The organism is Tenacibaculum sp. MAR_2010_89 (assembly GCF_900105985.1).
GTDB classification, from domain to species: Bacteria; Bacteroidota; Bacteroidia; order Flavobacteriales; family Flavobacteriaceae; genus Polaribacter; species Polaribacter halocynthiae.
This window is the reverse complement of record NZ_FNUB01000005.1, coordinates 3063758-3089881: the sequence shown is the minus strand read 5'-3', so window position 1 is coordinate 3089881 and position 26124 is coordinate 3063758. Positions and strand designations below refer to the sequence as shown.

The window sequence follows — 26124 nt, the reverse complement described above, 5'->3', positions numbered from 1 at the left end:
ATCATGAAAAACAACCTACTAACACTTTGCTTTGTTTTTTTAAGCTTTTTATTAAATGCTCAAGAAAACGATTACTTATCAATAGGGTTTGAATCTAACTCACAATATTATATGGATGATTCAAAAACTGGGGATTTTGTTGCTCCAAATAGATTTAGATCTAATAATTATTTAACTGTTGAATATGGATATAAAAATTTTTATGCAGGATTACAGGTAGAAAGTTATTCACCAATGGCTTTGTTAAATTATTATCCAGGTTTTGAAAAAACTAATTTAGGTCTTTATTATGCTGGTTACAAATCAGAAAAAATAAATCTTACAGTTGGTCATTTTTATGAACAATTTGGAAGTGGATTGATTTTTAGAACATGGGAGAATAGACAATTAGGGATTAACAATGCTTTAAGGGGAGCTCGTGTAAAATATTTCCCAACAGATTATATCGATGTAACAGCTGTTTTTGGACAACAGAGAGCCGGTTTTAAATATTCAGATGGAACAATTTTTGGTTTTGACTCTAATATAGATTTATCACAATTATTGAGTTTTGAAAATTCTAATTTGGTTTTCGGAGTTAGTTATCTTGGTAGAAACGAAAAGAATGAGATTTTAACACCTAAATTTAATTCATTAACAAATAGCTTTTCTGGGAGGTTAGACTTTTCTTCAGGTAATTTCTATTCTAACGCTGAATATGTAACGAAAGGAGAAGATGCTATTTATGTTTTTGGAAATGTAAGAAATGCTAAAAAAGGAAATTCTTTTTTATTAAACTTAGGATATGCTAAAAAAGGTTTAGGTATCGATGTTACTTTAAGAAGAATGGAAAATGCTAATTTCTATTCAGAAAGAGATGCAGTAAAGGAAAATTTTAATCAAAATATTATAAATTACATTCCTGGGCTTACTAAACAACATGATTATCTGTTAACGAATATATATGTATATCAAGCGCAACCTCAAATTTCCTTTATAGATCCTACTTTAGTTAAGTTAGGAGAAATAGGAGGTCAAATGGATTTGTATTATAAAATAAAGAAGAAAACTCTTTTAGGAGGTAAGTACGGAACCAAAATTGCTGTAAATGCTTCTTATTGGGCAGGATTAAAAGGAGATGTAGATTTTAATAATTTTGATTATGATACTTCTCTTTTGGGTTTTGGTGAAAAATATTTTTCTGAGGTTAGTTTAGAAGTTCGTAAAAAGTGGTCAAAAAAATGGAGTAGTATTTTTTATTATGTAAATCAATATTATAATAAGCGTTTTATAGAAGAGCAGGCTGGTGAAGTGAGAGCTGATATTTTAGTTGGTGAATCAACATTTAAAATAGGAAATGGAAAGTCTATTCGTTTTGAAGCTCAACATTTATGGACTAAAGATGATAGAAAGAATTGGACTGGAGGTACTGTAGAGTTTAATACTTCATCAAATTTAGCTTTTTATGTTAGTGATATTTATAATTATGGAAGTACAGATGTGTCTAAAAAAATCCATTATTACAATTTAGGAGGAAGTTATACATACAAATCACATAGGTTTGCTTTGAATTATGGAAGACAGCGTGGAGGTTTAGTTTGCGTAGGAGGTGTTTGTAGAAATGTTCCTGAAAGTACGGGAGTTACTGTAAACATAAGTATGAGTTTCTAATCATATAAATGTGATATAAATTAAAAAGGCTACCCATAGAGGGGAGCCTTTTTTATATAAGTGTTATTACTCTCCAAACGGATTATCTATAGAAAGCATTGGTTTTGTAAACCATTTAGGACCACTTTCTGTCATGTAAATATGATCTTCATGTCGAATTCCAAACTCTCTAGGAACACAAATCATAGGTTCATTACTAAAGCACATTCCTGGTTCTAAAATAGTTGAATCGTTACTAACAATATATGGCCATTCATGAATATCTAGACCAATTCCATGTCCCGTTCTATGTGGAAGTCCAGGTAACTTGTAATTTGGACCTAATTTATTATTTTCTAACACAGCTCTGGAAGCTTTGTCAATAGAAGCGCAAGAATTACCAATTTGAGCGGCATTAAAAGCTGCTAGTTGAGTTTCTTTTTCAATATTCCATATTTCACGTTGTTTGTTAGTAGGAGTACCAAAAACATATGTTCTAGTAATGTCTGAAATGTAATCATGTAATTGGCATCCAGTATCCACTAAAACAATTTCATTTTCTTCTAAATCTTTCGGGGTTTTTACACCATGAGGAAAAGAAGAATCTACTCCAAAAAGAACTATACAAAAATAAGAACCAGAAGGTATGCCGTAGCGCTTATGTGCCTCGTGGATAAACTCTGTAACTTCTTTTGTACTGATTCCTATATGTAAAATTCGTGCAGTTGCTTTTTGAACTTCTAAAGTTATATCCATTGCACGTTGAATAATAGCTATTTCGGCTTTAGATTTTACCATTCTACAAGAAGCAGTAATAGTTTTAGCATCTTCAAAATTGTAACTTGTTGTAAGTTTAGAAATACCATTAGAAACAAAAAAAGGAGTAGCTTCGTCTATAAAAACTGTTCCACCGTTAATATTTCTTTTTTCCAATAAAGCTATAAATAGCTCATATGGGCTTTCATGTTCCTCCCAGCATTGTACTTTTCCTTGAATAAGCATAAAGTCTAGAATAGTACCCTCTTCAAATTTAGGAGCTATATATTCTATATCTCCATTTGAAAATAAAATAGCACCTACCATACGTTCACTAGAGTTCCATTTAGTACCAGTGAAATAAAATAAGTTAGTACCAGCATGTAAATACATGGCTTGGGCATTCATCTTCTTTAATAAGCTTGAAGCTTTTTGTATACGTTGTTGAAATTCTTCCTTTTGTATTGGTTGAATATCATTAATATTGGGTTTTATTTTTGCTAATTCTTCAGCTATTGTTGAACCTCCAATTCCAATCATTTGGTTTGTTGTTTAATTATTGTATAATTTATAAATCTGTGTTTTTTCACCTAACCAACTTTGAAGTTTAGCATATATTTTATCTTGATCTTTTTTAGAAAAATGTTTAATTCTAGTGCTATGATCTGAGTTAGCTAAAACCATTTTAAGGGCATCAACTTCTGGCTTTGGAGTTGGTGCACATGCACCCCAAGGGTCGTATGCTCCATAAATATATAAAATATTATTACCTTTATTTTCAGCATAGTTTCTAACATCCTTAATATATTTTGAATTGTAAGTTAGATCTACATCTTTAGGAGCAAATCTTTTGTTAGAGGTACTTGTAACTACTTTTAGTAAATCTTTTACAGGGGCAAAATCAAACCCATAATATCCTAATTCTCTCATGTGCTGATAAAATGAAGGAAGATATTTCTTATAACCTTTATCTGAATAAAATCCAATACCCACAGCTTTATGTATGTAGTTTACTAAATCTTTAATAGGCGCATCAATTGAAGGAATTTCTTCACAGTTACCGCCTCTCCATTGCCAGAATGAAAAAGGAAACTCTAAAACAGCATATTCTAAAGCTTCTTCATGTGGAACCTCGTTAAATTGTAAATTATTCTTAGCTGCAATTTCCTTAAAAGCATCAAGTGCTTTTGTTCTATTTTTTAAAACTTTTCTTTGTAGGTTTTTAATCTTGTCTCTACATTCAGAGCTTCCAACAGAGTTAATTAAATTAGTAGTACGTTGGTCTTCTAATCCATTAATCATAGGAGCAACATAAGGAACAGCAACATCAATATCGTTTGGATATTTTGATTTGTAAATTAACGTAGTTTCTCCTCCTTTACTAATTCCTGAAGAAATCCATTTGCCTTTGTACAAAGTTTTAAGTTTGGTAACAAGATTATGGTAATCTTCAATAGCATTATCGTTTGTTAAGTGTTTCCAAGGAAGTGGTTCTGGTCTTGATTTACCATACATACGATACTCTACAATAATTTGATTTCCTTTAAATACTTTACTTATTTCACTAGTTCTATTATATGAAGCATAACCATCAGTGATTAAAACAGTAGGATTAGTATAAGCACTATGTGAAACATATATATAATGCTTAAAAGTCCCTTCTGAAGGATTTTTAGGATTGAGGTTTTGATCTAAAATAACTCTATATGATTCACTAAAATGATCTTTACTTGCTATAGAATCAATTTCAGCTTTTGGAAATAAAGTTTGTAATTGAGTTTTAAAATTTTGAACTTTAATATCTTCTTTTGAAGATTTACATGCTAAACTAATAAAGGCTAAAAAAACGAATGCAATTGTATTTCTAAGATGTTTCATAAAAAATAATTTATAACATAAAGATACTAGCTCTCAGAAATAGCTAGTGATACTATTTTAGCTATAGTTTGTATAATATTATTCTTTATTATGGTAATATTGAATGTAGTTTTTAAGAATTTAATACTTTTAGTATCATGAATGAAATTCTACAAATATCAGACACGTTTATTGAGCAAAATACAGTGTTTTTAGAGTTAGTAAACGAGTTAAAAAAAATGTTTTCTTGTAATGAGATAATAGTGCCTATAAGGCACCATCATGATTTTCCAAATCCTGAATTGAAATCTGACTCAACATTATTGTTAATGCCTGCTTGGAATCCCAGTAAGAATGCAGGAGTTAAAATAGTAACAGTAAGTCCAGAAAATGGACAGTTTAATATGCCATCAATACAAGGAACTTATATTTATTTAGATGCCATAAAAGGAAGCATAAAAGCTATTTTAGAAGCCAAGAGTTTAACGGTTAAAAGAACAGCAGCAGCTTCAGCTTTAGCGTCATCATTTCTGTCAAGAAAAGATTCTAAAAGTTTATTGATGATAGGTACTGGTGCATTATCTGTGAATTTGATTAAAGCGCACGCATCGGTACGTGCTATTGAAAAAGTTTATGTTTGGGGGCGTAATTATGAAAAAGCAATAAGAATTTGTGACCAATTAAAAGGAGAGAATTACATAAGTGTTCCTGTTAAAAATATAGAAGATAAAATTTCAGAAGTTGATATCATATCTAGTGCAACATTATCTCCTAAGCCTTTGGTTTTAGGAAAATACTTAAAAGAAGGTCAGCATGTAGATTTGGTAGGTGCTTATAAAAAGGATACAAGAGAAGCTGATGATGAGGCGGTTAAAAAGTCATCAATTTTTGTAGATACTTATCAAGGAGGGTTAAAAGAAAGTGGAGATATATTAATTCCATTACATAGAGGTATTTTAAAAGAAGAAGAGGTGAAGGCTGATTTATTTGAATTATGTACAGATAAAAAAGAAGGTAGAGTATCTTCAAGTGAAATTACTTTTTTCAAATCTGTAGGTCATGCGTTAGAAGATTTAACAGCTGCTAATTATTATTATAAAAAATATACCAATGAGTAATACATATCAAAATATTTTAAAAAATACTGAATTTAGTGTACCAGAAAATTGGATGCAAATTAAAACTATTGATATGCATACTGGAGGTGAACCTTTACGGGTAATTGTAGATGGTTTTCCTGAATTGAAAGGGGACAATGTATTAGAATATAGACGTTATTGTAAAGATAATTATGATTATTTGCGTACAGCATTGATGTTTGAACCTAGAGGACATGCCGATATGTATGGTTGTATTTTGTTACCACCAAATGATGATGATGGCGATTTTGGTGTGATTTTTTTACATAATGAAGGATATTCTACTATGTGTGGACATGCAATTATTGCAATTTCAACATTAGCAATAGAAATGAATTGGATACCCATAAAGGAGGGAGATAACATTTTAAAAATAGATGCTCCTTGTGGAAGAATAACATCTTATGCAAATGTTAAAAACGGAAAAGTAACTGGAGTACGCTTTCATTGTGTTCCAAGCTTTGTAGTTGGTTTGGATAGAGAGGTTATTTTAGATGGGATAGGACCAGTGACTTATGATTTAGCTTACGGTGGTGCATTTTACGCTTATGTTGATATGGCTAAAAATAATTTTGATTTTGATTTAACTCCAAAATCATACAGAGAATTAATAGCGAAAGGAATGGATATAAAGCATGCTGTAATGGAAGTTGATAAAGAAATTTTACATCCGTTTGAAAGTGATTTAAGTTTTTTATACGGAACCATTTTTATAGATAATACGAAACAATCTTCAGGAGTTGATAGTAAAAACGTTTGCATTTTTGCAGAAGGTGAAGTAGATCGTTGCCCTACAGGTTCAGGAGTGTCAGGGAGGATGGCTATACATAAAAAAAGAAAAGAAATAGGGTTTGGTGATACTATGAGTATTGAAAGTATAACTGGTTCAGTATTTAAAGGATCGGTAGTTTCAGAAGAAGATTATGGAACTGTTAAAGCTGTAATACCTCAAGTAGAAGGAACTGCACATATAACTGGAAAACAAAATTTTATTATTGACCCTCAAGACCCTATGAAAAAAGGATTTGTATTTAGGTAACATATTTTTGAATGTATAATTTTTTTATAAAATACCAACTAGTACCTACTAGTTGGTTTTTTATTTAATATATTCGTAGAGTGAAGATTAGTATAAAAGATAAAGTAGGATTACCAAAGTATAAACAAATTATAAAGTCTATTGAAGAGGCTATACTTAATGGTACTTATAAAAAAGGAGATAAACTTCCTTCTATAGGAGAAACTAAAAAAGAGCTTTCAGTTTCAAGAGATACAGTATTGTTGGCTTACGGTGATTTAAAAGCAAGAGGGATAGTACAATCAATACCAGGTAAGGGGTATTATATAAATAGTGAGAGTATTAATATTCGTCAAAAAATATTTTTACTTTTCGATGAGTTAAATGCTTTTAAAGAAGATTTATATAATTCCTTTTTAAACAAATTAGGAAATAACATTGAGGTAGATATTTTCTTTCATCATTTTAATTATGATGTTTTTCAAAAGCTAATTTTTGATAATCTAGGAAAGTATAATTATTATGTTGTGATGCCTGCTAAGTTAAATAATCTTAATAGTGTTTTGGAAAGGTTACCAAAAGATAAAGTATATATTTTAGATCAAACAAAAGAAGAGATTTCGGAATATCCTTCAATATTTCAAGATTTTGAAAAGGATATTTATAAAGGATTGGTAGGGTGTAAACATTTACTTAAAAAGTATAAGCAATTAATTTTTCTTTTTGACAAAGAAAAACAACCAGATGGGTTGCTACTTGGTTTTCAAAAATTCTGTAATGATTATAATGTTACTGGTAAGTGTATTAAAACTTTAAATGATTACAAAATTTGCAATGGAGATGTATATATAATTCCTGATGATAGAAATTTAATTAGAATAATAAAAGAGTGCAAAGAAAGTCAATTTGAAATATCTAAAGATATTGGGGTTATTTCATATAATGATACATTATTAAAAGAGATTGTAGAAGGTGGTATTACAACTATATCTACAGATTTTGAAGGTATGGGAGAAAGATTAGCATCAATGATAATTAATAATGAAAAAGTAAAAATAGCAAACCCTTATAATTTAATACTTAGAAAATCTTTATAAATATTGGAGTTGAAAAATAACAATACAAATTTAATTCACTTAGAACTTGGTAATTCTAAAGCAGATATTTCACTGTGTAATGGAGGTGCTTTAACGAAGTTATTACTTAATGGAAAAGAAATAATTAATGATTTTTCAAAGGAAGAACCCTATCTTAAGTCTTATGCTTCAGCTGTTTTATTTCCTTTTGTGAATAGAATTTTTAAAGGTGAATATATTTATAAAAAAGAAAAGTATACGTTTGATAATAGCCATGGTTCAGAAGCCATACATGGATTGTTATATAATAAAAAGTTTACTGAAATCAAGAGGAGAATAACGGCAGATAATGTAAGTGTAAAACTCCTGTACATCAGTAAAGAAAAAGTAATAGGGTTTCCTTATGATTATTCGGTTGAACTTATATATACACTTTATAAAGATAAAATAACATTAGATGTTTATGTAAAAAATGAGGACGATAAATCTTTTCCTTTTACAATTGGATGGCATCCTTATTTTTATACAGAAAACAGAAAAGATAGTTTATTGAAGTTTGATAGTAAAAGCATAATAGTACACAATGAAAAAATGATACCAATTGCTATGAAAGATTTAGATGGGAAACAAAATTTTTTGATAGGTAATCAAAAACGAGATAATTGCTATGAACTTAAAAATGGAAAGGCATCCTTGATAACATCCAACTATAGTATAGATGTTAAATCATCCAATAACAATAATTTTTTACAAGTGTATACTTCAGAAATAGAAAATTATATTGCTATTGAACCTGTAACAGGTATCGCAAATAGTTTTAATAACAAAATAGGTTTAAAAGAACTCAGCTCACAAGAAACATTTAACATTAAATGGACAATTCAATTACAGAATGGTTAAAAAAATAAATATAATATTAGTTTTATCTATTGTGTTGTTTAGCTGTAAACAAAACAGTAAGAATGGAAAGAAAATAAAGTTAAATGAGTATTCAAATATTCTTGATTACACTTTTTCACCACAAGAAAAATTTGATAAAAAAGGATTAATTTTTTCTGATCAAGGGGCATGGTTTGGATATAGTTTTCATGAAAACGTAGGAGAGTCAATAGGTTTTTCTGGCCCTTTTTTAATGACACAACAAAATGGTGTTTGGCTAACTACTTCATTTGTAGATTTAAATATTATTGAAAAAAATGATTTTCCTATTGCTTTACAAAAAAATAACTCAAAAAGCTATGCTAGTCATTTAGAACAAGATTATAAAAATAAGAACCTTGAAGTTTCTCAAAAACTGGTGTATAAAAATGGTCATACGGCACTTATTAAAACTTCGATAAAAAATACCTCAAATAAAAATATTAAACTAGAACTTATTTGGGGACATTCTCCAGTTTTTGCAGATGGATTGTCTTTTGAATTAGAAGATAAAATTTTAAAAATTAATTCAGTAAAATCTAAAGCAAAAGGATATTTGAAATTTCCTGATAAGGTTATTGTAAAATTAGTTGATAGTTTACATTATCAGGCAAAAAACGTGGTGAGTATAAAGCCAAAAGAAGTAAAAGAGTATAGCATATCTCAAACATTTATTTTTCCTGAATATGATTGGAATAATGAACTAAAATCAATTAAAGCAATAGACTTCGATACTATATTAAAAGAAAGGAAAAGTGAGAAATTAAAGGAGTTAAAAAGCTTAATAGCTAACAAGAAAACAACTTTTAAAGAAGGTAAATATACCCAAGTTTTAGCAAAAGCGCAGTTAACATTACAAAATAATTGGCGAATACCTGCTGGCGAAATAAAGCATGAAGGATTGTTTCCTAGTTATCACTATAAATGGTTTAATGGTTTTTGGTCTTGGGATTCATGGAAACATGCAGTAGGATTGTCATATTACAATACTGAATTAGCTAAAAAACAAATAAAATTAATGTTTGATTTTCAAAATGATGATGGTTTTGTAGCTGACTGCGTATATAGAGATACACTTATAGAAAAACATAATTATAGAGATACAAAACCACCACTAGCTACTTGGGCTGTTGTAAAAATATACGAAAAAGAAAAGGATATATCGTTTGTAAAAGAAATGTATCCAAAGCTTAAAAAATACCATGAATGGTGGTACAACAAAAGAGATCATGATAAAGATGGACTTTGCGAGTATGGTTCAACTGATGGTTCATTAGTAGCAGCGAAATGGGAAAGTGGAATGGATAATGCAATTCGGTTTGATAACTCAAAAATTCTTAAAAATTCAGAAGGAGCTTATTCTTTAAATCAAGAAAGTGTTGATTTAAATGCTTATTTATATGCTGAAAAAAAATATTTAGCATTATTAGCAAAAATAGAAAATAAAGAAGATGATAGAGCGATTTTTTTAAAAGAGGCTGAACAGTTAAAAGCAATGATACAGCAACAATTTTATGATGAAAAAGAAGGATGGTTTTATGACACTAGTATTGATGGTGAAAAGTTTATAAAAGGTGAAGGAAGTGAAGGGTGGACTCCGCTTTGGGCTAAAGTAGCATCGCAAAAACAAGCAGAAAAGATAAAAAATAAAATGATGAATCCTGCAAAATTTTATACAAAAGTACCATTTCAAACTATGAGTGCAGACCATGAAAAATTTAATCCTTTAAAAGGATATTGGAGAGGTCCGAATTGGTTAGATCAAGCATATTTTGGAGTAAAAGGGCTTCATAATTATGGGTTTATAAATGAAGCTAATAAGGCAACAAAGCAAATTTTAGAAGGAGCAAATGGTGTTTTAGAAAAAGGTAAATCCATAAGAGAAAACTATCATCCAATTACTGGAAAAGGATTGAATGCTCAAAATTTTAGTTGGAGTGCTGCACATATTATAATGTTATTACAAAAAGATTAAAATGAATTACACAGAAATAAAAATTAACAAAAAAGAAGCTGAAGAAATTTTATTTGACCTCTTTAATATAGAAGGAGAAGTTTCAGAGTTACCGGGGGAAGTTGATTTTAATTTTAGGATAAAAATTAAAAATGAAGAAGGGTATATTTTAAAGATCTCTCGTTTAAATGAAGACGCTGGTTATTTAGATTTTCAGCAATCATTATTACGCTTTATAGAAAAAAAAGGAAGTGATTTTGAAGCACCTAAAGTTATAACTGATAAAAAAGGAAGAGTTGTTTCTGAAATTATTGATGAAAATGGAAACATAAGAAAAGTACGCTTGTTAACATGGATTTCAGGTAGAGTATGGAGTAGTGTAAATCCTCAGTTAAATGATTTACGCTTTAGTTTAGGAAAACAGTGTGGTATATTAACTAAAGCTTTACAAGGGTTTGATCATACGGAAGCCCATCGCTATTTTGAATGGGACGTTGCTCAGTCTTTATGGACAAAAGAGTATCTCAATTTATTTTCTTCTGAAGAAAAGAAAATTTTATCTTTTTTTCAAGAACGATTTGAATTCAGTAAAGAGTCGTATGATATGCTTAGAAAAGCTGTAGTTCATAATGATGCAAATGATAATAATGTAATTGTTTCGGAAAGTTTGATTGCTCCAAAAGTAAAGGCTGCAATTGACTATGGTGATGCTATTTATACTCAGGTTATAAATGATTTAGCTATTACCTGTGCATATGCTATTATGCATCATAATAATCCTTTAGATGCTTCTTTACCAATAATAAAAGGATATCATTTTGAATTTCCTTTAGAAGAAATAGAATTAAAACACTTATACAACGCTATTGCTATGCGATTAGTAATTTCAGTTACTAAATCGGCTATTAATAAGGAAAAGGAACCTGACAACACGTACTTGCTAATCTCAGAAAAACCAGCTTGGGAGGTTTTAAAAAAATGGAGAAACATTTCAGCAGAGTTTTCAGAATATTCATTTAGAGAAGCTTGTGGATATAAAGCACACCCTAATCAAGAAGTATTTGAAAAGTGGGTAGAAGAAGAAGAAATAACATTCACCGATATATTTCCTACAATAAAAAAGGAAATCATTTATCCATTAGATTTAAGTGTTGAAAGTTTATGGTTAGGTCATAGTTCAGAATTTAATGATTTAGAACTGTTTCAATTTAAAATTAATCAATTACAAAAAAGCCAACAAGAAAAGTTAATAGCAGGAGGTTATTTAGAAGCTAGGTCATTATATACTTCAGAAGATTTTAGTGTTATTGGAAATAGCGGAAGAGAAGAGAGAACAATTCATTTAGGAATTGATTTTTGGTTGCCTTCAAAAACACCAGTACATGTTCCTGTTAACGGTGTAATTGTTACTGTAACAAACAATAATAAGTTTAAAGAATATGGAGGTTTAATTATTGTAAAACATAAAGAAAATAATATTGAATTTTATACCCTGTATGGTCATTTATCAATGGATAGTTTAGAAGGTGCTAAAGTTGGTAATCCTGTTAAAAAAGGAGACTGTATAGGGTTTTTAGGAAATTCAGAGGAAAACGGAAGTTGGGCTTCACATTTACATTTTCAAGTATTATTATCAATGCTACACTTTGAAGATGATTTTCCGGGAGTAGCTTTACATTCAGAAGTTGAAGTATGGAAAAGCATTTGCCCTGATCCAAATTTATTATTTAAGTCTGAAGTTTTAAATAATCTAGAAACGAAGAGCAACCAAGAAATAATTAAGTATAGAAAACAACACTTAGGTAAGAGTCTAAGTTTACAATATAAAGTGCCTGTAAAAATGGTACGTGGTCAAGGAATATATTTAATTGATCAGTTTGGAAATAAATACATTGATACGGTTAATAACGTAGCACATGTAGGTCATGAACATAAGCAGGTTGTAAAAGCTGGGCAAGAACAAATGGCATTGCTAAATACGAATTCTAGGTATTTACATGAAAATATAAATCAACTAGCAAAAGAATTAATAGAAACACTACCAGAAGAATTAAATGTTTTGCATTTTGTTAATTCAGGTTCTGAAGCCAATGAGTTGGCAATTAGAATGGTAAAAGCAAATACAGGGCAACGTGATATAATTGCTTCTGAAGTTGGGTATCATGGAAATGCAAATATGTGCATAGATATTTCTTCGTATAAATTTGATGGTAAAGGAGGATCTGGTGCACCTGAACATACACATATTATACCATTACCAGATACTTTTAGAGGGAAATATACAGATAAGGATGCTACTAATAAATATGCAAAAGAAGTATTAAAACAGATAGTCAAAATAAAAGAGAAAGGTAGAAACGTAGGGGCTTTTATAATTGAACCTATTATTTCTTGTGGTGGACAAGTAGAATTACCAGAAGGTTTTCTAACTAAGGTATATGAATATGTACGTAATGAAGGTGGTTTATGTATATCTGATGAAGTACAAACTGGTTGTGGACGAATGGGAAAAACATTTTGGGGGTTTCAATTACATAATGTAGTTCCAGATATTATAACAATAGGTAAACCTTTAGGAAATGGACATCCATTAGCTGCTGTTGCTTGTACTCAAAAAGTAGCTGATAGGTTTGCAAACGGAATGGAGTATTTTAATACGTTTGGAGGAAACCCTGTATCATGTGCAGTTGGTAAAGCAGTTTTGGAAACTGTAAAAAATGATGGACTACAGAAAAATGCGCTAGAAGTAGGTAATTATTTAAAGGACGAGTTAAAGAAGCTTGCAAGAGATTACCCTATTATAGGTGATATTCGTGGCCAAGGCTTATTTCTAGGAATAGAATTAGTTACTAAGAATATGAATCCCTTAGCAGAAGAAGCTTCGTATTTAGCAAACAGAATGAAGGATCATAAAATTTTAATGAGTACTGATGGTGTAGATAATAATGTTTTAAAAATAAAACCTCCTATGGTGTTTTCTAAAGATAATGCGAATGAACTATTATTCTATTTAAAGAAAATATTTAAAGAAGATTTTATGCAAAAAAGTAATGTAGAATGAAAAGGAAACTGAGTATAATTACTTTTACTATTAGTGTATTATTATTAATTAATAGTTGTAAAACCAAATCATTAATTGAAGTTTCTAAACAAGTAAATCATTATAACCATAAAATTTTTGAAGAAAATAAGCTACCACCAAGAGCTTCTTTTTTTGGTTATGAAACTTCTAACCTTCAAAAAAAAGAAGAATCTAAAAGATTTATAAACCTGAACGGGAAATGGAAGTTTCATTGGACGAAAGATCCTAAAAAAAGACCAAAAACATTTCAAAACATCAATTTTGATGATACTGATTGGAAAACAATTCCTGTTCCAGCAAATTGGGAAGTAGAAGGCTATGGGTATCCAATATATTTAGATGAACGATTTCCTTTTACTACTAAATGGCCAAATGCTCCAGAAGATTACAATCCAGTAGGAACCTATAGAAAAAAAATAGACCTAAGCAGTGATTTTTTATTAGAGGATGTTATTTTACACTTCTCTGGAGCTAAATCTGCAATGTACGTATATGTGAATGGAAACTATGTTGGATATTCACAAGGAAGTAAGACACCTGCTGAGTTCAATATTTCTTCTTATCTAACTAAAGGTTCCAATATAATAGCTCTTCAAATGTTTCGTTGGTCTGACGCAAGTTATTTAGAAAGTCAAGATATGCTTAGAATGAGCGGAATTGAAAGAGATGTTTATTTGTATACTAGACCCAAGATTTTTATAGAAGATTATAATATTAAAACTAATTTGGATGACTCTTATAAAAATGGAGTATTTGAAGGAACAATTTTAATAACTAATTCAACAAATAGTGTAAAAAGCAAAAAAATAACTACACAAGTAATTGATAATAATTCTGTAGTTATTTTAGAAGAAAAAGAAATAAGTATCCCTGCAAATACAACAATTAAAGTTGTTGCCCATAATAATTTGAAAGCTGTAAAATCATGGTCTGCTGAAGAACCAAATCTTTATACTTTAAAAATTTTATTAGAAGATGAAAATAGGAAAGAAGAAAATCAATACGTAACTAAAAAGATAGGGTTTAAAAGAGTTGAAATTAAAAATGCACAAGTATTAATTAATGGGAAAGCTATTTATTTTAAAGGGGTTGATAGACACGAAACCGACCCATATACAGGTCACGTAATTTCTAAGGAATCAATGTTGAAGGATATTACTTTAATGAAGCAAAATAATATTAATGCCGTTCGTAGTTCTCATTATCCTAATTCTCCGTATTGGTTAGATTTGTGTGATACTTATGGATTATATGTAATTGATGAAGCAAATATTGAAAGTCATCCGTTGGCAATAAGTGAAAAAACGCAAATTGGTAATGAAAGGAGTTGGTTGCCTGCACATTTAATGCGTACCAAACGGATGTATTTTAGAGACAGGAACCATGTATCCATATATTCATGGTCATTAGGTAATGAAGCAGGAGAAGGAAAGATTTTCAAAGCTACTTATAAATGGTTAAAAAATCATGATAAAAATAGAATAGTACAATATGAGCCTGCAGGGAAAGAAGATTATACAGATGTGTATTGTCCGATGTACCCTAAGCCAGAATATTTAATTAAGCACGGGGAATCAAAATCTAAGAAACCATCTGTAATGATTGAATATGCACATGCAATGGGGAATTCAGTAGGGAATTTACAAGATTATTGGAATATTATAGAAAAATATCCTAATCTGCAAGGAGGTTATATATGGGATTGGGTAGATCAAAGCCTAGAATATAAAGATGAAAAAGGAAAACCTTATTTGGCTTATGGACACGATTATCATCCAGATTTACCAACAGATGGTAATTTTTTAAATAATGGATTAGTAGACCCATATAGAAATCCTCATCCACATCTTTCAGAAGTTAAAAAAGTATACGAGCCAGTACATTTTGAGTATATAGGAAACGGTAAAATAAAGGTAACAAACAAGAACTTTTTTACTGATTTGTCTGATAAAATTATATCATGGAAATTATTAGAAAATGGAAAAGAAATTTTAAAAAAGAAGGAAGAAAATATTGATATAAAACCTCAAGAGAGCTTAGTTTTAAATATTGGAAGTTTACCTAAGTTTCATTCATTAAAAGAGTATATTTTCCAAGTTAGTTTGTATCAAAAAAATAAAATGAGTTTAATTCCAGCTAATCATGAAGTTGCTTGGGATGAATTTGTGCTTCAAAAAAGAAATTTCTTAGACGAAAATGAAAATAAAGGAAATAGGTTAACTATTAATTCAGAAGAAAATACTTTAGAAGTTAAAAATGATAAAGTAGTTTTAAAAATTGATGCTAATTCTGGGGAAATAAATTCGTGGGTTTTTGAAGGAGAAGAAATAACAAAAGAAGCGATTCGTCCTAATTTTTGGAGACCACCCACCGATAATGACCTTGGGAATGGAATGGATAAATGGGCTAAGATTTGGCAAAATGCTACTTATGATTATACTTCTAAATTAGTTAAAAAACCAACAGTAGTTAATGAAGGAGTCTTTTATGAAGTAGAATATTATTTACCTGACAATATAGCAAAAGTAAAAGTATTTTATAGTTTAAATAACAATGGTAGTTTAAGTATTCAATATGGATTTAACCCATTAAAAAAAGAGTTACCTAATATTCCCAGAATAGGAATGTATGTAACATTACCTAATGATTTTGAAGAAATTTTCTGGTATGGTAAAGGACCAGAAGAAACTTATTGGGATAGAAAAACTGGTCAAAAAACTGGCGTATATTCAGGTGAAATTTTAAAACAATTTCATAAGTATTCAAGACCTCAAGAAACAGGAAATAAAACAGATGTTCGTTGGGTAAAAGTAGTATCAAAAAAGTTGTCTTTGAAAGTTACTGGGTTAAATCAGAACCTATTAAATACAAGTATATGGCCCTTTCGTATGAAAGAAATAGATTTTTCTAGCGAAGAAGCTAGTGTTTCAGCCTCTGGATTGGTGCCAGTAACTAAAAAACATGGAGCCGATATTCAAATAGGAAATACAATTCAATGGAATATTGATTTTTTACAAATGGGAGTAGGAGGAGACACTTCTTGGGGAAGATTAGTGCATCCAGAATATACCATACCAGCAAAATTACCTTATAAATATTCATTTATAATACAACCTAAAAAATTATAGTTATGCAATTTGTTACGTTTCTAACTTTCACAGCGATAGTTGCTGTAATATCTTATTATAAAAGTAAACAAACAAAAAAAATAACATCTGATGGGTATTTTTTAGGAGGAAGAAGTTTAACAGGTTGGGTAATTGCTGGATCACTTTTATTAACCAATTTATCGACAGAGCAAATTGTTGGACTAAATGGAGCTGCTTTTAAAGAGGGGATATTAGTAATGGCTTGGGAAACACTAGCAGCAATAGCCATGGTAGTTACAGCAATTGTATTATTACCTAAATATTTAAAAGAAGGTATAACAACCGTGCCTCAATTTTTAGAAACACGATATGATAAAATGACAAAAACAATAGCATCTGGGCTGTTTTTATCAGGTTATGTTATTGTATTATTACCTATTGTTTTATATACAGGAGCTCTTGCCTTGAACAGTATGTTTGATATACCTCAATTATTAGGAGTAAATAAAACAGTTGCTTTATGGATAACAATTTGGGGTATAGGATTAATAGGTGCTATGTATGCAGTTTTAGGTGGTTTGAAAGCAGTAGCAATATCTGATACAATTAATGCAGTTGGATTATTAATAGGAGGGTTGTTAATTCCTTATTTTGGATTACTTTTAATAGGAAATGATAGTATTATTGATGGAGTTATTATTTTAACTGAAAAGGCACCTGAAAAATTCAAAGTTATTGGAAATGAAAGATCTTCGATTCCTTTTGGAACTATTTTCACGGGAATGATGTTAGTGCAGCTATTTTACTGGGGAACAAATCAAGCCATAATTCAAAGAGCACTAGGAGCAAAAAATTTAAAAGAAGGCCAAAAAGGATTAATATATGCTGCTTTTATAAAAATTTTAGGACCTTTAATTGTTGTATTACCTGGAATTATTGCCTTTTACATTTTTGGAAATACTCTTGAGAGTCCAGATGAGGCTTATCCAGAGTTGGTAAAAAAAGTATTGCCAAATGAATTAGTGGGTTTTTTTGCTGCCGTATTATTCGGAGCTATTTTATCATCGTTTAATTCGACGTTGAATTCTTCAATAACTTTATATAGTGTTGATATTTATAAATCGCACATTAAAACTGATGCTTCTGAGATAGATCTTATAAAAGCTGGGAAAAGTTTTGGGATTATATTAACTATTATAGCAATGTGTGTAGCCCCTTTACTTCTGTATGCAGGTGGTATATTTAGTTATTTACAAGAAGCTAATGGAATTTATTCAATTCCTATTTTAACAATTGTTGTTGTTGGATATTTTACAAAGTATGTACCAGCTAAAGCTGCAAAAGTTGGAATTATTTCTGGTTCATTATTATATATTATTAGCCAATTTGTACTTAAACCATATGTTTTTGGGAAAGAGAATTATCCCCATTTTTTACATGTAATGGCCATTTTATTTGTACTTAATATAATAATCATGTTGGTTATAGGAAAGCTACAGCCAAGGAAAAACTCTTTTAATTTAGTGTACACAAAACATGTTAATATAACTCCATGGAAATATGTAACTATAGCTGGTGTAGTTATTAGTGTAATAGTTGTTTATTCATATATCTACTTTTCTTAAAATGAATTTGGAATTGATTAAGAAAATAAAAGAAAAATTTATAGAGGCGTTTAAAAAAGAACCATTACTCGTTTTTTCACCGGGAAGAATTAATCTAATAGGTGAACATACTGATTATAACGAGGGATTTGTTTTTCCAGCAGCTATAAACAAAGGAATTTACATTGCTATTCAAGAGTCTTCGTTAGCTAAAAGTAGTATTACAGCTATAGATAGAGAAGAAACTTATGAGTTTAGTATTGAAAATATAAAACCACTTAAAGAAAGTAAATGGGAGAATTATGTATTAGGGGTAATAGCAGAGTTAAAAAAAAGAAACATAATAATTCCTGAGTTTAATTTAATTTTTTCTGGAGATATCCCAATTGGAGCTGGATTATCATCATCAGCAGCATTAGAAAATGGGGTTGCTTTTGGATTAAATGAAATTTTTAATTTAAAATTTACAAAAGAGGAATTAATATTAATTTCTCAACAAGCAGAACATAATTATGTAGGAGTGAAATGTGGTATTATGGACCAATATGCTTCTATGTTTGGAAAGCTAGGAATGGCTTTTCACCTTGATTGTAAAAGTATGGAGTCAGTTTTTTATACTATTAATTTAAAAGAATTTCAGTTATTATTAATCAATAGTAATGTTAAACATTCATTGGTAAATAGCGCTTATAATGAAAGACGTTCTGTATGCGAGAAAATAGCAAAACTATTAAATACTAAATCGCTAAGAGATGTTTGTAAAAAAGATTTAGATGTTTTAAAAAGTAAAATTACTGAAGAAGAGTATCAAAAAGGATTATATGTTTTAGAAGAAAATGAAAGAACTGTTCAGTTTACTAAAGCGCTTTTAGATGAGGATGTAGAAAGCATAGGTGCTTTATTGTATGAATCCCATAAAGGGTTGTCTGAACAATACAAGGTTAGTTGTGATGAGTTAGATTTTTTAGTAAAGGAAGCGAAAAAATCTAAGGCAATAATAGGTGCTAGAATGATGGGAGGAGGATTTGGAGGTTGTACAATTAATATAATTGAAAAAAATAAAAAAGAACAATGTGTAGAAGAAATTACAAGAGCATATCAAGAGCAATTTAACCATAATTGTAGTGTTTATGAAGTAACTTTAGAAAATGGAACAAGATTAATATAAAGACATAAAAATGAGAAAAATATTTTATTTGATTTTACTTATTACTATAGTAGCTTGTAATGTACCTCAAGCAGAAAATGTATCTGAAGAAACAGATAGAAATGAAATTTTAGCTATAATTAAAGAACAAGAAAAATCATGGTCTAAACATGATTTAGAAGGTTTTATGAATGGGTATTGGAAAAATGATTCTTTAAAATTTTATGGAAGTAACGGACTGACATATGGGTGGAAAAAAACATTAGAAAATTATAAAAAAGGATATCCAACAAAAGATCATTCTGGAACATTAAAATTCAAAATAAATGATATTTCAAAAATAAAAGAAGGAGCATATTTTGTAATGGGTGAGTATTATTTAACTAGAAAAGTAGGTAATGCTAATGGAGTTTTTATGATCATCTTTAAAAAGATAGATGGTGAATGGAAAATAATAGCAGATACTTCTTGTTAAAAGATAAAAAATGGATTCAGATTTAGAAAAGTATTCACATAAACGTTATAATATTCTAACTGGTGAATGGGTGTTGGTTTCACCTCACCGAGCAAAACGTCCATGGCAAGGAAAGGAAGAGACTATTGTTGAGAAAGAAAAGATAATACATGATTCTAATTGTTATTTATGCGCTGGAAATACGAGGATTAATGGTGAAAAAAATCCAGACTATAAGGATGTATTTGTGTTTACTAATGATTTTGGAGCTTTACAAAGTTCAACACCTAAAAAACTAATATCTAAGGGACTTTTAAAAGCTGAGTTAGAACAAGGAATTTGTAAAGTAGTTTGTTTTAGTCCTGATCATTCCAAGACCTTGGCTAATATGGAGATTGAAGAAATTGTTAGGGTTATAAGATTGTGGCAAGAAGAATTTGTCAATTTAAGTAAAAAGAAAGGAATAAATTATATTCAAATATTTGAAAACAAAGGTGAAGTAATGGGCTGTAGTAATTCTCATCCTCATGGTCAAATATGGGCACAAGCTTCAATACCCAATGAAGTAGTTAAAAAAGATACACAGCAGCTACAATATTTTAAAGAAAATAAAAGCTTGTTGTTGAATGATTATGTAGATCAGGAATTAAAAGAAAACAAACGTATTTTATTTGAAAATGAAAACTTCGTGTTGCTTATTCCGTTTTGGGCAGTATGGCCATTTGAAACTATGATTGTTCCTAAAAAACAAAGACCTACTATCTCTAGTTTAACAAATTTAGAGCGAATAGATTTTGCAGATATGCTATCAAAAATAACTAAAGGATATGATAAATTATTTCAATGCTCTTTTCCATATTCTAGTGGTATACATCAAGCACCAATAAATATTGAGAATAATGAACATTGGCATTGGCACATGAGCTTTTATCCACCATTGTTAAGAAGTGCCACAGTTAAAAAATTTATGGTAGGGTATGAAATGTTTGGAATGCCTCAGCGTGATATTACAACTGAAGAGGCTTTTGAGAGATTAAAAAATGTATTATAGTAATAATTACTTAAATATTTTTTATGTTTGAACATAAATCTTTTTCTTATTTTTAGCAGCTTTTATATAAACAAAAAATATATTTTTTTAAATAGTTCCTTTGTAAGGGCATTAAGTTTATAAATGAAGGCTAAGAGAACAATTAAACTATGAAGTTATATTTCTTTTTCTTTTTTAGTTTTTTTTTGATTTTTAAAGTAAAATCTCAAGAAGAACAAAAAAAAAATGCTACTATATTAATAGGTTTAAATTATGGAAAATCTTTTCAAGATATATTTCCTTTTAATGATCCTGATTATCTGTATAAGAATCAATTTTTAAAAGTTCAAATCAATTATCTCTTAAAACAAAATAGAAATTTTAGTTATGAGTTACTTATAGAACCAAGCTTATACTTTTCTGAACATCAACTATTAAATAAATACTTCGTAACTCCTGGGCCGAATTATATTGAAAAAAGAGAACGGTTTACAAAAAGAAAGTTATTTAAAGAATATGCAATTAATGTGGGGATTGTTGTAAGATATAGACTTTTAAATAATTTTAGTACTTATTTTTTAGGAAGTATTGGTCCAATGATTTCAGCAGTAGATACAGAAAGGTTAAAAAAAGGTTTTGCTTTTTCTGATGTTTTAGGGGTTGGATTTTCTTATAAACAAAAAGAACTATTATTTGATTTTCGTTTAACGCTTAGACACAATTCTAATGCAAATTTATATTTCCCTAATAAAGGACACAATAGTATTGGTTTTGAATCGGGGGTTTCATTTGAAATAAAATAAAAACTGTATCTAAAGAATAAGTTGAAATAAGAAAGGAAGCAAAATTCTTAATTTATTCATCCTTTATTTGAACTGAAAATTTAATGATTTTAATCACAAAACCATAGTTTTATTGGTTAGGATATTAAATAATATCAAACTTTACTCAAAACAAATTACATTTTTAAAGCTTTAATAAACGATAGCGTTTATTAAAAAATATTCTTATATTTGTTTAATTAAACGTAAACGTCTAAATAAATGCCTAAAATAATAGCAAAAAAACAAGATTGGATATTTTTAGGGTACAAATTGTTTTCAGAACAGGGAGTATCGGGTATTGTCGTTGAAAAAATGGCTTTAAAATTAAAAGTAAACAAATCAAGTTTTTACTGGCATTTCAAAACGAAAAAAGATTTTATAAATGAAATAATTTCATTTTGGATTACTACAGATACTAATAAAATTATATCATCTATAGAAAGCGAAGAGTCAGGTAAAGAGAAATTTGAAAAATTAATAGAGATAGTATTTAAGAAAGAACCATATTTAGATTTTATTTTCTTTCTAAAAAGATATGGACTTAAAGACAAGAAAATTCAATTACTAGTTGATGAAATAGATAACCAAAGGATTGATTATGTCAAAAACATACTTATTGAAATAGGATTCTCTATAAATGATGCCTCTGTAAAAGCTATATTATTCTATAAATATCTAATAGGGTATCACGAAATGATTCGCTACAAAAAACAGTGTAATGATTATGTATATAAAGTAAAAATAGAACTGAATCAATTTATAAAGTTTTAAAAAAATGAAAACAAAAAATACATATTGGATTATTGCAGGAATATTAAACCTGTTTACCACATTTTTACATTTAATTGGTGGTCAAGTTGATCTCATAAACCCATTACTAAAAAGTGATATAGAAACTCAAGTGCAGACTGAGATGTTAGGTGTTTGGCATATGGTTACAATTATTTTATTTGCTTCTTCTATTATTTTTTTAAAAAGAGGTTTCAATAAAAAAGAAGTATACAATGTTGAGTTGATTCGTTTTATTAGCTTTTTATATATATCCTTTTCATTTGCATTTATTTTTTCGAGTATAATACTATCAACGCTTGCACCACAATGGATCTTACTTTTCCCAATAGGAGTATTAGGAATTATTGGACTTAAAAAAATAAAAAAAAATGCTTAAAATTGGAGGATACATAAATATAGTAATTGCTTTTGGGCATTTGATAGGGCTATTTTGGGCAGAGCAAATGTTTGAGAGAACAGGCGTAACTAAAGAAATGGCTAAGCTTACTCAAATTCATTTTTCTTACCCATATTTACTGACATTCTTTGTAGCCATCATCTTTTTTGTTTTTGGGACTTATGGACTTTCTGCAAGTGGTAAAATTAGAAAGCTGCCATATTTAAAATTAGGTGTGTTTACTATTGCATTGATATATCTATTTCGAGGAATTGGAGAACAATCATATAACATTATTAAAGGAACTACAACACAGCTTGAAACCATTCAATCTATTATAGCATTAATTATAGGGCTTCTATTCTTGTTTGGAGGACTCCAAAAATGGAAACTAAAAAAAGAAAATTAGACATAACAAAAATGTATAGGAATAACACTAAATTCGTTCTTGATATATAGGCTGTGTAGTTTTTTTGAAAAATATTCGCGTACAAAACTGTAGTATTTATATGTAGCACTGTTGCAATAAATTTAAATAAGCTTTATGAAGTATGAAAGAAATAGACAAAATAGCTTTTATTGAAATTCAAGAAGGAAAAATCTTAAGCACAAAATCAAAAGGAAAAACTAAGTATTACATTCCTGGAGGAAAAAGAGAAATTGGTGAAAGTGATCTAGAAACTTTAAGCAGGGAGGTGTTTGAAGAATTAAGTGTCATTGTATTACCTGATACAGCAGAATATATAGGTGCTTTTTCAGCTCAATCTGATGGAGCAAAAAAAGGTGTAAATGTCGTAATGAGATGTTATAAAGCTAAATATTCAGGTACATTAAAAGCAAGTAACGAAATTGAAGAAATTAGATGGCTAAGTTATAATGATTTTGAAATTATTTCTGAAGTTGATAAAAAAATATTTTCTTTTCTTAAAAAAAATGGAGAATTGAAATAAAAATTTCATTGATATATAAAATGGAAAACTTATTAGAATTTTTACAATCAAAAACAACTTTGACTAAAAAAGATATTGATTTAGTTAAAAAGTATTTCATTTATGAAGAAGTTTCTGGAGAAACCATTCTTTTAAAAGAAGGTAAAGTAGAGAATTATATTTATTTTTTAAGTGAAGGAATTGTAAAAGGATATCAAAATATTGATGGAAAAGTAGTTGTACAACATTTGGTTTCTGAGTTTGACTTTTTTACATCTTTAGATAGTTTTATAACCCAAACACCTTCTAATGATTATTATGAAACTATAACAAGTTGTAAATTAGTTAAAATATCTAAAGTGCATTATGACGTTTTAGAAAAAGAAGCTAGTTTTTGGATTCCTTTAGTGAAAGATATTACTAATGAACATTTAAAATGCAAGCTTGAACGAGTTAAAGATTTTCAAATGTTAACAGCTAAAGAACGCTACATAAAATTTGTTAAGAACTATCCAAGATTAGCATTGCAAGTGTCTGTTGATAATATTTCATCTTTTCTCGGAGTACAACCACAATCTTTAAGCCGTATTCGAAAACAAATCACTTTCTAACAAATGTTATTTTTTCTTATTCAAAAGCTTGGGAAATTTACCTAAATATAAAAGTATAGAAAATGAGTAATGAAATTTCATTAGTAACAGGTGGAAACGGACATTTAGGAAATAACTTAATAAGGCTGTTACTTTCAGAAAATAAAAAAGTAAGAACGACAGTTAGAGATATTCATAAAAAGGAACCGTTTAAAGGTTTAGATTGTGAAATTGTAGAAGCTGATATTACAGATAAAAGTTCATTAAAAAAAGCGTTTGTAGGAGTTACAAATGTATATGCTGTAGCTGCAAATTTTAATATGTGGGCTATAAACCCGAAAGTTGAAATTTATGACGCTAACCTAGAAGGAACTCAAAATGTATTTGATATAGCAAAAGAAAGCGGAGTTCAAAACATTGTTTATGTTAGTTCGGTAGCTTCTTTAGACTTTACTAGTTTACCCGCGAATGTAAATAATGGGTATAATAAAGATCGTAGAAATTGGTATTATAATTCTAAAAATGACTCAGACAAACTAGCATTAGAATTAGGGAAAAAATATGGTATAAGAACAGTTTTAGTTTTACCATCTGCAATGATTGGGTCAGAGGCATTTAAATTAAGTTATTCCAATAATCTTGTATTACAAGTTTTAAAAGGAAAGGTACCGGTTGATACTGGTATAACTTTAAATTGGGTAGATGTAAAAGATGTTGCACAAGGACTTTATAATGCAATGTTAAAAGGTAGAAATGGTGAACGATATATACTGTCAAATGAAAAACATACTACTTTGCAAGAAAGTGTAAAAATAGCATCTAATTTATATCCAGAATTAAACTTAAAAGTTCCTCATAAACTTCCAAAATGGTTATTATACATCATAGCAAGCCTAATGGAGTTTAGCAGTAAAATTACTAAGAAAGAACCTCTACTACAGAGACATTATTTAGATATGTTTTATGGGTTAAAGCAAGACTATGATATTAGTAAGTCAAGGAAAGAGTTGGACTTTAACCCTAAGCCACCAAAAATAGTATTTGAAAATGCGCTAGAGTATTTAAAAAATGATTGGGAAAAGTAAATTAGTTATAAGAGAAATAAAACCTGAGGAAATAGCAATTCTTGAAAACATGCTATATGAGTCTATTTATCAGCCTGATGAACTTAATCTTATACCAAGAGAGGTAATTAAACTTCCTGAAGTTAGTGTTTACATTGATGATTTTGGAGAAAAAGAAGATGACTTTTGTTTAGTAGCTATTATTGATAGTAAAATTATAGGAGCAGTTTGGGTTAGAATATTGGCTGATAAAATTAAAGGGTTTGGCAATATTAATGATAAGACCCCTGAATTTGCTATTTCCTTGTTCAAGGAATATAGAAAGAAAGGAATAGGAACATTATTAATGAAGGAAATGATTTCTTGTTTGGTAAATAAAGGGTATAAGCAAGCATCTTTGAGTGTTCAAAAGAAAAATTATGCATTTAAAATGTATGCTAAATTAGGATTTGAAATACTTAAAGAGAGTTCAGAAGATTATTTAATGGTACTTAATCTTTTGAAATAGTTGAGGTAATTAATTTTTAGTGCTATATTATAATGATTAAAGAGAAAATTATAAAGAACATTTGTTATACTGAACTTGTTTACAATAGAATAAATAAAAAGTTAAACAGTAAGCTGTCAAAAAAAGAAATTGAATCTTATATTCTTAAAACTTTAAAAAAGACAGACTTAATGTTTTTTGAAAAAAAAGGAAAAAATTATTACGTAACAAATAGTGAAGGAAATATTAGAATAACAGTGAATTCAAATACATTTAGTGTAATTACAGTTAATAGAATAGTAAAATAAG

General features: G+C 29.0%; 23 protein-coding genes. 21 read left to right on the top strand and 2 right to left on the bottom strand.

What is annotated here, in order from left to right; translation table 11 throughout:
• Positions 1-3 precede the first annotated feature (3 nt).
• Complete coding sequence (locus BLV71_RS16880) at positions 4-1650, top strand: DUF6029 family protein (RefSeq protein ID WP_093871684.1); 1647 nt, start codon at positions 4-6, stop codon at positions 1648-1650.
• Between the two features lie 66 nt (positions 1651-1716).
• Here the strand turns inward: BLV71_RS16880 and BLV71_RS16875 are convergent, their stop codons facing one another.
• Both BLV71_RS16875 and BLV71_RS16870 read right to left on the bottom strand, forming a co-directional pair.
• A complete protein-coding gene (locus BLV71_RS16875; RefSeq protein WP_093871683.1) occupies positions 1717-2925 on the bottom strand; it encodes a M24 family metallopeptidase in 1209 nt (402 codons plus the stop codon).
• 12 nt (positions 2926-2937) lie between these two features.
• On the bottom strand, positions 2938-4263 hold the full coding sequence (locus BLV71_RS16870; RefSeq protein WP_093871682.1) for a S28 family serine protease: 1326 nt from the start codon (positions 4261-4263) through the stop codon (positions 2938-2940).
• A gap of 137 nt (positions 4264-4400) precedes the next feature.
• Here BLV71_RS16870 and BLV71_RS16865 point away from each other — a divergent pair, with 137 nt between their 5' ends.
• The 20 genes from BLV71_RS16865 to BLV71_RS16770 all read left to right on the top strand — a co-directional run bounded on the left by BLV71_RS16865 (position 4401) and on the right by BLV71_RS16770 (position 26123).
• Complete coding sequence (locus tag BLV71_RS16865) at positions 4401-5360, top strand: bifunctional Delta(1)-pyrroline-2-carboxylate/Delta(1)-piperideine-2-carboxylate reductase (RefSeq protein WP_093871681.1); 960 nt, start codon at positions 4401-4403, stop codon at positions 5358-5360.
• Positions 5353-6420 carry a proline racemase family protein gene (locus BLV71_RS16860; protein ID WP_093871680.1) on the top strand — a complete coding sequence of 356 codons (1068 nt, stop codon included), beginning with the start codon at positions 5353-5355 and terminating at the stop codon, positions 6418-6420. Before BLV71_RS16865 ends, BLV71_RS16860 begins: the two co-directional genes overlap by 8 nt.
• An 80-nt stretch (positions 6421-6500) precedes the next feature.
• Entirely contained in the window at positions 6501-7496 is a 996-nt protein-coding gene (locus BLV71_RS16855) for a GntR family transcriptional regulator (protein WP_093871679.1), read from the top strand.
• 9 nt (positions 7497-7505) lie between these two features.
• The gene (locus BLV71_RS16850; RefSeq protein WP_176974428.1) at positions 7506-8375 is read left to right on the top strand and encodes an aldose 1-epimerase; all 870 of its coding nucleotides are present in this window, start codon (positions 7506-7508) and stop codon (positions 8373-8375) included.
• Positions 8368-10368 carry an MGH1-like glycoside hydrolase domain-containing protein gene (locus BLV71_RS16845; RefSeq protein WP_093871677.1) on the top strand — a complete coding sequence of 667 codons (2001 nt, stop codon included), beginning with the start codon at positions 8368-8370 and terminating at the stop codon, positions 10366-10368. The genes BLV71_RS16850 and BLV71_RS16845 overlap by 8 nt, the downstream gene beginning before the upstream one ends.
• Before the next feature lies 1 nt (position 10369).
• On the top strand, positions 10370-13408 hold the full coding sequence (locus BLV71_RS16840; protein ID WP_093871676.1) for an aminotransferase class III-fold pyridoxal phosphate-dependent enzyme: 3039 nt from the start codon (positions 10370-10372) through the stop codon (positions 13406-13408).
• Entirely contained in the window at positions 13405-16557 is a 3153-nt protein-coding gene (locus BLV71_RS16835) for a beta-galactosidase, LacZ type (protein WP_093871675.1), read from the top strand. The genes BLV71_RS16840 and BLV71_RS16835 overlap by 4 nt, the downstream gene beginning before the upstream one ends.
• Before the next feature lie 2 nt (positions 16558-16559).
• The gene (locus BLV71_RS16830) at positions 16560-18143 is read left to right on the top strand and encodes a solute:sodium symporter family transporter (RefSeq protein ID WP_093871674.1); all 1584 of its coding nucleotides are present in this window, start codon (positions 16560-16562) and stop codon (positions 18141-18143) included.
• Between the two features lies 1 nt (position 18144).
• The gene (gene galK, locus BLV71_RS16825; RefSeq protein ID WP_093871673.1) at positions 18145-19290 is read left to right on the top strand and encodes a galactokinase; all 1146 of its coding nucleotides are present in this window, start codon (positions 18145-18147) and stop codon (positions 19288-19290) included.
• Positions 19291-19300: 10 nt separating this feature from the next.
• Positions 19301-19744, top strand: coding sequence for a YybH family protein (locus BLV71_RS16820; protein ID WP_093871672.1), 444 nt, complete (start codon positions 19301-19303; stop codon positions 19742-19744).
• A 10-nt stretch (positions 19745-19754) separates the two neighbouring features.
• On the top strand, positions 19755-20774 hold the full coding sequence (locus BLV71_RS16815; protein WP_093871671.1) for a UDP-glucose--hexose-1-phosphate uridylyltransferase: 1020 nt from the start codon (positions 19755-19757) through the stop codon (positions 20772-20774).
• 149 nt (positions 20775-20923) lie between these two features.
• Positions 20924-21556, top strand: coding sequence for an acyloxyacyl hydrolase (locus tag BLV71_RS16810; protein WP_093871670.1), 633 nt, complete (start codon positions 20924-20926; stop codon positions 21554-21556).
• 240 nt (positions 21557-21796) lie between these two features.
• Positions 21797-22348 carry a TetR/AcrR family transcriptional regulator gene (locus tag BLV71_RS16805; RefSeq protein ID WP_093871669.1) on the top strand — a complete coding sequence of 184 codons (552 nt, stop codon included), beginning with the start codon at positions 21797-21799 and terminating at the stop codon, positions 22346-22348.
• A 4-nt stretch (positions 22349-22352) separates the two neighbouring features.
• Complete coding sequence (locus BLV71_RS16800; protein ID WP_093871668.1) at positions 22353-22745, top strand: hypothetical protein; 393 nt, start codon at positions 22353-22355, stop codon at positions 22743-22745.
• A complete protein-coding gene (locus BLV71_RS16795) occupies positions 22738-23154 on the top strand; it encodes a hypothetical protein (RefSeq protein WP_093871667.1) in 417 nt (138 codons plus the stop codon). The genes BLV71_RS16800 and BLV71_RS16795 overlap by 8 nt, the downstream gene beginning before the upstream one ends.
• 142 nt (positions 23155-23296) lie before the next feature.
• Positions 23297-23695, top strand: a complete 399-nt coding sequence (locus tag BLV71_RS16790) for an NUDIX hydrolase (protein WP_093871666.1) — start codon at positions 23297-23299, stop codon at positions 23693-23695.
• 20 nt (positions 23696-23715) lie between these two features.
• Complete coding sequence (locus tag BLV71_RS16785) at positions 23716-24285, top strand: Crp/Fnr family transcriptional regulator (protein WP_093871665.1); 570 nt, start codon at positions 23716-23718, stop codon at positions 24283-24285.
• Between the two features lie 62 nt (positions 24286-24347).
• The gene (locus BLV71_RS16780; protein WP_093871664.1) at positions 24348-25349 is read left to right on the top strand and encodes an NAD-dependent epimerase/dehydratase family protein; all 1002 of its coding nucleotides are present in this window, start codon (positions 24348-24350) and stop codon (positions 25347-25349) included.
• Entirely contained in the window at positions 25333-25836 is a 504-nt protein-coding gene (locus BLV71_RS16775; RefSeq protein WP_093871663.1) for a GNAT family N-acetyltransferase, read from the top strand. Before BLV71_RS16780 ends, BLV71_RS16775 begins: the two co-directional genes overlap by 17 nt.
• Positions 25837-25868: 32 nt before the next feature.
• Complete coding sequence (locus tag BLV71_RS16770) at positions 25869-26123, top strand: DUF3781 domain-containing protein (RefSeq protein WP_093871662.1); 255 nt, start codon at positions 25869-25871, stop codon at positions 26121-26123.
• The last annotated feature ends 1 nt before the right edge of the window (position 26124 follow it).